Annotated in this window: 9 protein-coding genes; 3 read left to right on the forward strand and 6 right to left on the reverse strand. The window is 47.8% G+C overall.

Annotated features, from left to right (window positions below):
• The first annotated feature begins 1703 nt into the window (after positions 1 to 1703).
• The 3 genes from CRP01_RS32350 to CRP01_RS43240 all read left to right on the forward strand — a co-directional run bounded on the left by CRP01_RS32350 (position 1704) and on the right by CRP01_RS43240 (position 4548).
• Positions 1704 to 3194: a replication initiation protein gene (locus CRP01_RS32350; protein ID WP_099154228.1), complete on the forward strand. Its 1491-nt coding sequence runs from the start codon at positions 1704 to 1706 to the stop codon at positions 3192 to 3194.
• A 165-nt stretch (positions 3195 to 3359) separates the two neighbouring features.
• The gene (locus CRP01_RS43235; protein ID WP_222845862.1) at positions 3360 to 4106 is read left to right on the forward strand and encodes a trans-sulfuration enzyme family protein; all 747 of its coding nucleotides are present in this window, start codon (positions 3360 to 3362) and stop codon (positions 4104 to 4106) included.
• Positions 3997 to 4548: a PLP-dependent transferase gene (locus CRP01_RS43240; protein ID WP_262510344.1), complete on the forward strand. Its 552-nt coding sequence runs from the start codon at positions 3997 to 3999 to the stop codon at positions 4546 to 4548. Before CRP01_RS43235 ends, CRP01_RS43240 begins: the two co-directional genes overlap by 110 nt.
• Before the next feature lie 323 nt (positions 4549 to 4871).
• On the opposite strand, the gene CRP01_RS32360 is transcribed toward CRP01_RS43240, so the two are convergent.
• From CRP01_RS32360 to CRP01_RS32385, 6 genes are all read right to left on the reverse strand, one after another.
• Positions 4872 to 5123 carry a GlsB/YeaQ/YmgE family stress response membrane protein gene (locus CRP01_RS32360; RefSeq protein ID WP_099154229.1) on the reverse strand — a complete coding sequence of 84 codons (252 nt, stop codon included), beginning with the start codon at positions 5121 to 5123 and terminating at the stop codon, positions 4872 to 4874.
• Positions 5124 to 6220: 1097 nt separating this feature from the next.
• Positions 6221 to 7183, reverse strand: coding sequence for a helix-turn-helix domain-containing protein (locus CRP01_RS32365; protein ID WP_099154230.1), 963 nt, complete (start codon positions 7181 to 7183; stop codon positions 6221 to 6223).
• 392 nt (positions 7184 to 7575) lie between these two features.
• The gene (locus CRP01_RS32370; protein ID WP_099154231.1) at positions 7576 to 8511 is read right to left on the reverse strand and encodes a 3-hydroxyacyl-CoA dehydrogenase NAD-binding domain-containing protein; all 936 of its coding nucleotides are present in this window, start codon (positions 8509 to 8511) and stop codon (positions 7576 to 7578) included.
• A 133-nt stretch (positions 8512 to 8644) separates the two neighbouring features.
• On the reverse strand, positions 8645 to 9682 hold the full coding sequence (locus CRP01_RS32375; RefSeq protein ID WP_143473626.1) for an META domain-containing protein: 1038 nt from the start codon (positions 9680 to 9682) through the stop codon (positions 8645 to 8647).
• 332 nt (positions 9683 to 10014) lie between these two features.
• Positions 10015 to 10902: a mechanosensitive ion channel family protein gene (locus tag CRP01_RS32380; RefSeq protein WP_099154233.1), complete on the reverse strand. Its 888-nt coding sequence runs from the start codon at positions 10900 to 10902 to the stop codon at positions 10015 to 10017.
• 56 nt (positions 10903 to 10958) lie between these two features.
• Complete coding sequence (locus tag CRP01_RS32385) at positions 10959 to 12245, reverse strand: APC family permease (RefSeq protein WP_099154234.1); 1287 nt, start codon at positions 12243 to 12245, stop codon at positions 10959 to 10961.
• Positions 12246 to 12717: the final 472 nt, after the last annotated feature.

Genomic DNA, 12717 nt, shown 5'->3' on the forward strand with positions numbered 1-12717 from the left:
ACTCCACCATTCCCGCTGATCATACCGCCTGTGATAGCGAAAAGGATCTGGCCGTTTGATTGCGCAGCTTTTGGGCTGTGCTTACAAACCACCAAGCGATCGTTATTTTCAAATGAGTACCCAGTGTGGGTATACCATATATATATGTGTCCCCATTGTGGGGATTTTCTTTTTTAGCGCAACTTTTTTCTTTTTAAGACCTAAAGCATTTATTCCTGATGAAATCCTTAAAAAGCTTTTATATAAAAGCACCTGCCCTTATTCACTATTTAAAGTATTAAGTGTTTTTAGAAGCTTTAAGTAATTAGTCTTTATTAGGTTATATCCCTTATAAAGCGTTGAATTACAGATTTTTACAAGTTTTTGCGTGTACATGGTGTGGGGTATATGTGTCGGTAATGTGGGACTTACGAATACTCAATGTGGGGCCGGTGTGTCCCTCCGGTGGGATCAGCGTGTCCCAGTTGTGGGACATACGTGTACCTCAGTGGGGAAGGAGCGTGTACGGTTTGGGGGAAGTAAGTGTCCACGGTGGGGGATCGCTATTACCCCAATTAAGTACACCTTTGATAATGTGTACCCTGTTTTGTAAGTAATTGATAGTTAATCACTTATATGTGTACTGCATGTGGGGTTAAACCATTGACTGAGATTATCCGGGTATGAACTGCTGTATATCAGTAGGTTAGACGTAATGTGTCCATGACGTGGACGAACCCTGAAATCCCGGTATGACCGACGGCTGCAGCTTTGATGGTGAAGATTCCGGGAAAGGGAATATTATCTAAAATACTAATTAACTAATTGATTTACAGGTATTTATTACTATACTTGTATAATGTAGTTGAGTAGGAGGAAGATCTTTACTACAACTATATGTGTACCCAATGGGGGAGCAAATTACTTTAATGTGTACCCTCTGTGGGCCAAAACCGGCGGTAAGGGCCATCATTCCGCTAAATTCCCGGTTTATGTGTACCCAACGGGGGAAATCAGTATTCCCACACTGGGTACACCTATTTAATGTGTACCTGATGGGGGAAAATATAGTCTATGGGGCAAATTCCACTAAAATTTCGGCTGAAAGGCCCGTTGGAGAGCTAATTGCCCCTCTTTTTTCCCGGAAACCGCAGCCGGAAAGCCTCCCCGGCTGTTTTCAGAGCTTTCCATTCCGCTAAATGTGTACCTATTGTGGGCGATAAATAGCTGAAAATCAGTTTTGTGTACTAGTTGTGGGGTATGGCGTGTACCTCTTGTGGGATAGCTGCTAAAATGTGTACTTTTTTATTTTGGAAAGTACACATGTTGATTTAAATTGCTTAAAATTTCGGGAAAATGGCCCGGATCAAAGTGAAAGGTAAAAGCAGGTGCAGAACCCATCCTATTTGGTCCACCACCAACTTATATCGTTCAGATCCTTAATTCAACAGAGTGTCTGGAGTGCCGTTTCCCGATAGCCCGTTCGCGGGCGTGTCTGGATGAAAAGATAAGCCCTCGTGGGGGATGTTTTCACGTCCGGGCGTTCGACAGTTTGCATGGAGAGCTTGTTAGGAAATAGCCTATCGGTCCGTACGGCCAGTATGTAATCCGGACAAGCTTTATTTATTGAGCAGTTCCTGTTTTCGGGAATTAAGAACATGTTTAAAGTCCAAAGGATGAACTTTAAACATGTTCTAAATCTATAACCCATATACCAGAGCGGTATGCGACGAGAGAATACCACACAGGTTGCGGCGATCGCTAACAAATTTATTCAGCACGCGCGCTACAAACTAACCCCCCGGGAGATGAAGCTGATCCTGTATATGGCTTCACTCATTCGGCCGGAGGATTCCGATTTCGAGACCTATCTGGTACCGGTAACGGAGATCGAGTCCGTCCTGAAAGCCGATGAAGACAAAAAGCACGGTTCTTTTTACGAACGATTGGATGATTTGCTGGACAGTGTCACCAGCAAGAAGATCACCTTTCCGACGGATTTTGTACTGGAAGGCGTCCGGCTGCGCGGCCACATCAACTGGGTGGCCGGTGCGGTACCGAAAAGCAATGAGGAGGGCATACTGTGTGTAGAATTCGGTTTTTCCCCCCAAATGAAACCCTTCATGCTCGGCTTGAAAGAGCGCTTCACCCGTTTTGAACTCATGGAGGTGGCGCGCATGAAGAGCAGTTTCTCCATCCGGTTGTTCCAGATGTGTAAAGCATATTATTACGAAAATATCCGGCACGGCCGGAATACGATGACCGTAGGGGTAAAAGAACTCAAGGCCCGCCTGGGTATTCAGAATAAATATCCCGATTTCCGGAATTTCCGCCGGAAAGTGCTCGATGTGGCCAAGGACGAGATCAACGAAAAGACACGCCTGACCGTTGAACTGGAATATCTGCGTAAAAGTCGCCGGATCACGGACATTGCTTTCATCATCAACGAAAAGGACGTCGATGTCCACATCGAAGAGGATGCCATTAAAACCAAACAGATCGCCGCACCGAAAGCCAAAACCAAACCGGTGAGCAAAGGGGAGTGGGTCGAACGGATCGACGCGCTGACCGAAGCCCAGCGTCGGGCTTTCAACCGTTTGTCCGAATACGGCGTTAATCTGGCGGTGGCGCTGGATGAGGTTATGCCGATCATCAAGGGCAGTGAACTCATCGGCTACGAAGACTTTTTTGTAACCTACCTGCTGGCCTTCTTCGAAAAGAAAACCAACCGCAAATCCCCCAAAGAGAAAGTAAAGGCCTTTGTCGGCTGGATCCGCAACAAGCGCTTTGAGGAGCCCGGATTGTACGCCAGTCTGATGGAACAGGTCATTGCGCGTAAAAAACAACTGACCTCCGAGGAACGCGATAACCGGAAACGGGCCAAGACAATGACGGCCAAAGATTTCCGCCAGTTGCTGGCCGATGAAAAGCAGATCGGCAAGCATCCCCTGGGAGAACCTACCTATTCGGTGAAAAATAAGCTGACGGTCAGCCGCCGCAAGACCAAAGCGCCGGAGGAACCGGAACTTTTCGTTGCGGAAGAAAAACCGGCCGGCTTTGACCTCAATGCCTTCCGTCAGAAACATCCGAAAAAATACCAACAGATCCTGAAGGAACGCCTGGAAGCATTGAACGATCTGAAAGATGCTTCCAATTTTGACGAATTGCTGCAAAGTAGCGTGGAGGCGTACTGTGAGCAGTGGGAACGCTCCTGATCCTCACTGTGCATTCCGGTTTGAATAGGAGGGGACGCTGTACCTGAAGATAAGGCGGTGCGCTGTATCTGTTAAGCCACTAATGATGTTCCCCGAAATGGATAGGGTAGGGGCCCTCCAAATGGACACATTTCCTTCTTTCGAGAAATAAGAACCTATTCAGATATGAATCTACGCACTTTGGCCATCCACGGGGGTGAGGCCGATGATAAACCTAATGCACCCACGATCTCCGACATCAGTATGGCTACGGCATTCAAACTCGAGGCCGACACCGGTTTTTCCATTGATGATCAAAATGGGCCGGAAGCACAGCCCTACGTATATACCCGCTGGGATAACCCTTCGATCGACCGGCTGGCCAAAAAGCTGGCTCGTTTGGAAGGAGCGGAACGTTGTCTGGTATTCAGTAGTGGAATGGCGGCCATTTCTACGCTTTTGTTTCAGATACTCAATCCCGGGGATCATCTGGTGATGAGCGATGTTGCCTACGCCGGCGCTTCCGAGTTGGTCAATGAGTTGTTAGGGAAACTGCAGGTTCGGATCAGTCGGGTAAACATGAGTGATCATGTGGCGGTGGATGCGGCCATTCAGGAGGACACCAGGTTGGTATACATCGAAACCCCCTGCAATCCCATCTGTCGGTTGACGGATATCCGCCTGGTAGCGGATATTGCCCACCGGCGGGGAGCATTGCTGGCCATGGATGCTACTTTCTCTACGCCGGTGGCCACCCGGCCGATCACTCTGGGGGCCGACCTGGTGATCCATTCCCTGACCAAATATATCGGTGGGCACGGCGATGCGGTCGGCGGGGCTTTACTGGGGCGTGCGGATCTGCTCCATCCGGTGCACGCTGCATCGGTACGGATGGGGGGGCGTAATCAGTCCGTTCAACGCCTGGCTCATTGAGCGTGGGCTGGCCACGCTTCCCCTGCGGATGATCGCTCACGAGCAAAACGCCCTTCAGGTCGCACAGTTTCTGGAGGGGCACGAACAGGTGACGCGGGTGATGTATCCCGGTCTGCCGTCCCACCCGCAACATGAACTAGCGGTCCGGCAAATGCGCAATTTTTCCGGTATGCTGACCTTTCAGGTGAAAGATCCGGAGCGAACGGTGCCGCGCCTGGCCAGTAGACTGCAGGTCTTTCACTACGCTGTATCGCTGGGACACCATAAAAGTCTGATCTTTTATCTGGATACGGACGCCCTGCTCCACTCTTCCTTTCATTTAAGCGAATCGCAGGAACGTGCCTACCGGGATTATGCGGGGACCGGAATTTTTCGGGTATCCGTAGGCATTGAAGATGCCGGTGATCTTTGCGATGATCTGGCCCATGCCCTGGGTGGATGATTTTATTGATTGTTATAGGTAGTGTTTAATTTTACTCAGTTAAAAATTTCTTTTAAGGTAGACGGCTAGTAGAAAATTCCACATTCGCCAATGCGGAAGGTATCCCAAAAATCTGACGACAGATCTTTGGCCTGTAAACGGTTGTACAGAAAGGTCTAATGAACGAAGGGCAACCGGAAAGCGTAAGGGGGAAAGATATTGATCTTTCCCCCTGCAATTTCAAGATTCGTAGAACCTGCTTTAACTTCAATTTCAAATCAGATCCGGAGGATATACAACTCCGAAGAAGCTGGGGATGGAAACCAAAGGAGTGAGCGAAGCCATCACCTTTTAATGAGGCTCGCGATAAACAGAATGACTACCGCGCCGATAACGGAGGTGATCAGAGAGCCGAGGATACCGGCTCCCGCCGCGACCCCTAACTGGCCTAACAGCCAGCTGCCCACGATACTGCCGACAATACCCAGAATAATATTCCAGACTAATCCGAAGCCTCCGCCCCGCATCAGATTACCGGCAATCCAGCCGGCAATGGCACCAATAGCCAAAATAATGAGTAGACTTCCTGCATCCATAATTGTAATTGATTTTGTTTGTTTATCCTAAATCAGACGCTTTCCAATATAGGCTGCTAATTCGGTGGGCAGAAAGAGGAAGAGCTACATATACATGTAGGTGCGGTTTAAACTTTTTTTAATTTGCTATACAGGTGGGACCAGTTTGTTGGGAGACTTCGATTGTTCCCGAAAAATGCTCAAATGGATACAGGATCCGGTGCCCGACATTGCTTTTTGTGGAGATCGCTATAATATATTATTGGTTGTTGGCAACGGGAAAACCATGGGGCAAAGCGGCATTATTCCCGCTGCCCGATTAACGTAAATACCTTGAAGGCGGCCTAAAGTTTAAAAAATTGTTAGAAGCCATCTCAAAAATATCCATTGGCCTACAAAAGGGGGTTTTGGAGCCATATTTCGTTGCAAAAAACGTCACGTAGCTATGGCTATGCTCCGTTTTTTCGCCTCATCTGGCTCAAAAATCCCTCTTTTTCACCATCAAAAACATTTTTGAGATGGCTTCAACCCTTTTATTGCTTCTGTTTTGGAAATAGTAAAGCAGCAACTATAACTAGTAGAATGATTAGTATGACCATAATTCTATCCTGGGGGTTAAAGGTTATGAAGTCTGAAAGCAAATTCCATACCTTTTACGAAAGAGGGGAGGGGAGGTTTCAGAAATCTGGCTTCGGGTTGGCGAATATCGGGGAGCTTGAATGTCTGGCGGGTGCATCTTTCCAGGTCTTTTGATGGAAAGTTATATTTCGCATGAACGACCGGTCCGAACACTGGGTGATTTTAGGCAATGAATAGTTTTCTGAAAGCCAAATATATATCCTGTGCCTTTTGGGGTGGTGAGAAGAAATCCCTTATGGGTATCAAACATTTTGTTTCGGCGGGTGGGTAAGGTGCTTGCTTTTTAATCAAAAGTGATGTATCTTGAGAAAAATCCGAATAATTAATTTTATCAAGAATATAACTGGGGTTTAGTTTTATTTTCGAAAGCCGGAAAGAATTCTTTTCGGCTTTTCTCTTGCCGGAAGAGTGGAATTAGAGCAGGGGTATTCCCGAAGAAGAAATAATTATTATTCCCTTTCTCCTTTATACCGGCTCATTCATTCAACCTCACTGGGCAAGATACCATGGTGCTTTTTGAACGCCTTGGTAAATTGACTCAGGTTGGTATATCCAATCAGGAATCCCACTTCAGAAACGGACTGCCGTCCTGATAATAACATTTCCATGGCCTTCTCCATTCGGTTTTGCAAATAATACTTATAGGGTGTGGTCCCGAATACCTGCTTGAAAAGCCTTTTGAATTTGGATAAGCTCATGCCGGCTCCCTGTGCCAGTTCTTCAACGGGGATACTTTCTTCCAGATGGGTATCGAGCTGATTTTTAGCCTTCATCAGTTGCTCCAGATCCGCGTAGTGGATATTGGCGGTATGCAGACTCTCCGAAACCCGACTGTTGAGTTTGATCACCAGGTAATCCAGTAACTGCAGGATGCCCGAAAACAATCTGAGCCGGCTAACGGTATTCAGGTCCAGGTCGTTAAGGATATTTTTAAATTTAAAATCCAGGTTTTCGACAATGTAGATCGGATCATCCGATAGGAAAAGCTTACCCAACTTATCAACGTTCTCCGCATTCAATAAGGTACTTTTTAACCACTCCCGGGTGAAGCCGAGATTGAAGATCCGGACCGGCGTGTTGGCGGGGATGATGAATTCAATATCGCCGGTAGCTGAATTAAGCAGAATACTGAGGTTTTCAATTCCCAACTTAAAGGAATTTCTGCCGTCTTCGTAATCGATGGCAGAATTGGACAAGTAGAAGTTAATGGCAAAGCAATCATTTTTCTCCCTGGCGACCCGAAGTAGTTTTATTGGATCGTGCAGTTCAAAGTTCATCTGGTTCACCCATAATCCTTCCTGGAGAAAGGTGTATTGCAATTTTCCTTTCCCCAGTTCCCGGTCGAATATGAACTGATTCTCCCGGATGGTGGACGGAAGCTGCCGGTGGAGCAGTTCGTACCATTTTTCAGGAGTCAGCAGAGGGAATTGGATCGTTCTCATGCAAGCTATCGGTTTGTGAAACACAACTGAAATATCCCCACTGGGCAATCACTAACTATAATGCAAATGAATACCTGATCATCTGGGATCAGATTGCTCTATGGACAAGGATCGCTAAGATGGAAACCTTATAAAGCTAGATTGCGGAGACCGGTAAGTTAATCAACTTTTGGAAAATCAGGTATCTCCGGGCTGTATTCAACATCTGGGTTTGTCTCCGGCTTCTTTGGAGCAACTCCTAAAACGGATTTATGAGATGGGAACCAAGGTCCCGTCGAATGACAGCGGCAAATAGAAAAGCAAAGATTCGGAGGACGGTTACTGAAAAAGAATAAACCTGGCAATCGGGTAAGCCTGAAGAGGGAAGGAAAGGCAATTTATGGCAATCGCGGCTACTCCAACGTAGATAGGGTTGTACGCTTTTGTATTTTGAGGATCATGCCTTGTTGCTGATCTCTCCTTCTGGCGAGGTCATTCCATTCTTCTTTGGGATAATAGATCGCAGCCTGCCGACATATTTTTTCAATGACTTCATCCGGAAGCGGTTCTTTTCCCATATTGTCCGTCAGTGGCTGAATAATCTGTTTCAGAAGTTGTTCGATACCGCCCGGCATCCCGGACAGTACTCCGGCGAGAACAGGGCCGATGGCCGCCCACCGGAGGCCCAGTGAGTTCGTAATTATCGTATCCAGATCTCCGGCATTGACGATACCCCGGTTGATCAGATCAGCTGCCTCTAAAACGACAGCTCCCAGAAGGCGATTGGCTACAAAGCCCGGCACTTCCCGATACAATTGAACCGGCACCCGGCCGTATGCCCGGTAAAACGCCAGTGTCTTCTCCACCAGTTCATAATCTGTTTGTGGCCCGGCCACCACCTCGACCAAGGGGAGAATATGCGGGGGATGGAATGGGTGCCCAATGATCAGTCGACTGGGATCTTCCATCTGTTCTCCTGCAACCGAAGCGGGGATAGCGGAAGATGACGACAGAATGAGTGCATTCGGAGGCGCATGTTTTTCTATTTCGGCAAAAATCTGCTGTTTGAGTTCGGCTTGCTCCGAAACCGCTTCCTGAATTGCGTATACTCCGTCCAGCGTTCCTTCCAGGCCGGAGTATACCTCAATATTCCGGTCGACACCAAAGACATTGGAAACCCCAAGACTTTGTTTGAGCATTTCCATGATCCTGGGTTTCAAGGTAGCCGCCACTTCCGGCCGAGCTTCGACAATGCGTACGATATCTCCCCGCATGGCAAAAAGCGCTGCCCACGAGCTACCGGTCATCCCGCCGCCGACCACGGCGATAGTATGCCTGGAATTTTTCATGACCTTTAAATTTTAATTTGCTGCTGCGACCTGGAGAGATGGCCAAATTGAAGGAAATACAGGGAACCGGTTGAAGTCGAATCCGTCCCAACCGGTTCCCATTTGCGGTCCAAGGGCTGAACCGAGATGGTGGTTAGTTAGCTTTCAGGAAAGCAAGGAGTTCATTACCGTATTTATCGTACAGCGTGAGCATGGTGTCGTCCAGCTTATAAGTACCCGTTTTGTCCAGAGCTTTACCGAAGCGGTCAGCTGTTTCCATGTTACGGCACATTTTTTGGGTAGCGGCAATGGTCCCGAACTGCAGACCGGATGCCGTCACACTTTCGATCTTACCGCTAAAGTCGTTGCAACTGTCATTACCGCTGACCTGCATGGCGTTCAGGTCAAGCGTCATTTTCGGAAGCGGGGTCATACGATCGATCGGGTTACCGTTAATACGGGCAGCGGTCCAGCTGGTGTTCAGTTCGTCCATGGATGTAGCACCCGCATTTTTTATGAAGGCCAGTACCTTTTTTCCGGAATCGTCGTAAAAAGTGAGGTTATTACCCGCAATCTGATACGTATTGATCGTATTCAGGGCCTGATTGAATTCGGACTCCACGTTTTTGTTCATACAAGCCTTACGGGTAGACACAACCGGTCCCAGCTTTATTTTGGAGGCAGACAGCTCCTGGATCTTACCGTTAAAAGTATTACAGCCACCATTACCAGCGACCAGGTTTTGGGACAGGTCGATCGTCATGGTCGGCAATACCACCATACGGTTGAGCGGGCGATCGTTCAGGCGCATGAGGGTCCATTCCCCATTCAACACGGTGCGGATATCTTTTTGCTTGTCCAGTACTTTCACCAAGGTATATTTAATGGATGAAGCATCCGCAGGAACCTGACTTTTATCCAGTTTTTCCGCTTTCACCTCGATCTTTTGCAAATAGCCTTCTTCAAACTGAAAACCTTCGATATTGGCATAAAAGTGTTCCCATTGTGGGTTGTCGAGGGTTTCTCCCCGGTGAATGTTCAGCACCTGCATTTTGCCGGCCCCTGCCGAAGCCTCCGTTTTGTAGCCGGCCACCCAGAAGGTGGTAGTATCATCCGCAACCTTTTTGGTCGTAGCGCAGGATTGTAATAATATAAGAGCCATAAGGCTGGAAAAAATGATCTTGAAGTTCATAATTGGTTTGTCTTTATAGTAAAAAGATGTTTTGAATTTGCTCAACTGATAATTGAGGTCCCAAAATGTTTTAGTCCTGTAGCTGTAGAGCTTGAAAGTCAAATGATCCACGATTCCACTTTGGAACGGTCTAAAGAACAATTTGGTCAGTACTTAATTATCGTTGCTGAGAACTTGCTACAAAATTAGGGCAGAAACGCACTGGTCAATAACTGTAAAAGTTCATGCAATACCCTAAAAAGTCCAAGTGAAGAGTCTGCAGTGGAGAGTCGCTATATATCGTAAGTAAATGGCGATCGGTAGTGGTGATCACGTCGTATTTACTTCCGCTCTTATGTATTTACCTGCAGACTTTTATCGAATAAGTTGACGCCTCCTTTCACCCCGAAATCCAGTGTGGTAACCGGGTAGGCAATGGAGATGTTTTCCTGCTCGAATCGTTTTTTAATCCGAATAATAATATCGCTCAGTGCGGTGCGAAAATCATTGTTGGTCTCAAATTTGATCCAGAACCGCAACTGAAAATTGTAGGTTGAATTCGCGATCTCCGTAAAGAAGAAGTCGATCCCTTCGCCCGGCAACAGTTCTTTTACCTTCGCTACTTCATCGAGCGCAACGGTGCGGACATGCTCCAGGTCGTCACCGTAAGACACCCCGCTTTCGAGAATGATCCTTCTTTGGTGGAAGGTAGAAAAATTGGTAAAGGTATTGCTGTAGATCACCTGGTTGGGCACGAATACCTCCTGCCCGGGAACCGTTTTGATCGTCGTTGTGATCCAGCCCACTTCCAGGACGACGCCGTATTTGTCGTCGATCTCTACCCAGTCCCCCGGCTGGAACGGCCGCTGGAATTTCAACAGTAAGCCGGCAAAAATATTGGAGGCAATGTCCTTGAAGGCAAAGCCGGCAATAATGCCGACAATGCCGGCACCGGCCAGCAATTTGGTGAGTACTTTTTCCAGCCCCAGTATCTGCAGGGCCAGGAATATGCCGGAGAGCATGAAGAAAAAATAAAACATACCCGAAATCAGGTTAGCCAGGTCAAGATGTGATTTAAAAGCCCGGGCGTAGGATTTCAGGCTTACCCTCTTGATAAAGCGGGCCAGCAATCCGAAGATCAGTAGGACAAACAGGGCCAGAAACACTTTGGGTAGGTACTCCAGAACGGATGCCTCCCAGTTCTGTAAGAGGTTTTCCAGATATTGGACGGTCGTTTCCATACAGTGAGCTTGATTTTACACAGGTCAAAAGTGAGTTTCGAAGGCAGCATGCGGAGCTAACTGGCCGAACTTTCGGATCTCTTGTACAGCCATTCGACCAAAAAACAAAGTCCGATAATTCCCAGAGAAACCAGTACACCGGCCAGATTGGAACTGTACTGCTGGTGGATCAGAATGAGTAAAGCGGCCAGGCAGAGGAAAGCCCCGGCGAGGGGGATGATCTTATTCCCGCGGATCTGCCCGGAGAGTTTGAACCCTACATAATTTACAATGCCGAAGATCAGCAGGAAACCGATACTGCCGGCCGTTGAAATACTTTCCAGGTTCAGCACATTGACGAGGATCAGGGTGGAAACGGCGGTGATCATAAGGCCTATAGGCTGGTTCCAGAACTGGGCGAGGAAATGGTGCGGCAATTCATCGTCCTGTGCGATCTCAAAATTTACCCGGCTGCCCCCGTAGAGTGATGCGTTGATAGCGGAGAAGGTAGAGATCAGGGCCGCAACGGTGATGATGGAAAAGCCGATCTGCCCCAGCATGGGTTTGGCAGCTTCGGCCAGCACATAATCCTGCGCAGAAGCAATCTGCGAAAAGGGTAGGGAGCCGACCGTAACGATCGCGATCACGATATACAGGGCGATGACAAAAAGGACGGAGTAATAGTAGGCTCTTGAGATATTTTTTTCCGGATTGACAATATCCGGCGCTGCATTGGCAATGAGTTCAAAACCCTCGTAGGCCACAAAGATCACCATACCGCCGGCAAATAACTGGATGGGTGTTTCCCACTGCGCAATGGCCAGTTGACTTACATTCGGGTTGCCGATCAGTCCGTAAGCTCCGATGCCGATGAATCCCAGCAGGATGATCAATTTAATGACCACGGCGTAGGATTCGATCCGGCCGACCACCGCGATACTGTAGTAGTTGATGGCTGTGGCCAGGATGATGATCGCACTGGCGTAGATGTGGAAATCAACCGTTTTGCTCTGAGTAATGGCCCACAGATTGGGCGCATAGGAGCCAAAGGCCGAAGCGTAGAGGGACAGCATGATGATATAGCTGATCCACAAAAGGTTATTCACGGCTCCGCTGAAGATCGTTTTACCGAAGCCCTGGTTGATAAATTTTACGGTACCGCCCCGGTCGGGATAAGACCGGGATAGCTTTACATAACTATAAGAGGTGAGCAGCGCCAATACGCCCGCGAGCAGGAATGCAACCGGCGTACCCCCTTTAGCGAGGGAAACCGCCAGACCCAGTACGGCAAAAATACCTCCACCGACCATTCCTCCGATCCCGATAGAGATCGCTTCTTTTAAGCCAATTTTTTTCTCCTGCATAGTTTAGATGTTTTTGATTATTGGTAGATGAAGCATGCGAATCAGAGGTTAAAATCCTGTAGGGACGAACTATTGGTAGCCCGTCCAATAATTTGAGAGGTTCGCGTGCTGTAGGTACCCAATATGGTTTTACCTGGCCTACCTACGGCATGCTAAGCCGTGAAATGGACATTTGGCTACCTAAATTTTGTGCCTAAAGACACATTTCCTGCACATTGAACCGCTGATTCGCATGGATCAGCCCTGGAAAACCGATACCAGGCCAGAAGCGGGCATATCACCCCTTCTGAATGATCCCGAAACCGGGACAAAGTCACTTCTATGCGGAGATAGTGTTGAAATTGGGATGGAATTTTCCCGAATTCCAATTTAGAAATTTTCCCGGAAATTATGGTACTGTTCAGAGTTCTTATCCTGGAAAGATATCCGGGAAAGGAATTTGTATTATTTGTGCTTCCAGCTTAAACGGACG

Source organism: Flavilitoribacter nigricans DSM 23189 = NBRC 102662 (genome assembly GCF_002646595.1).
Lineage (GTDB): Bacteria > Bacteroidota > Bacteroidia > Chitinophagales > Saprospiraceae > Flavilitoribacter > Flavilitoribacter nigricans.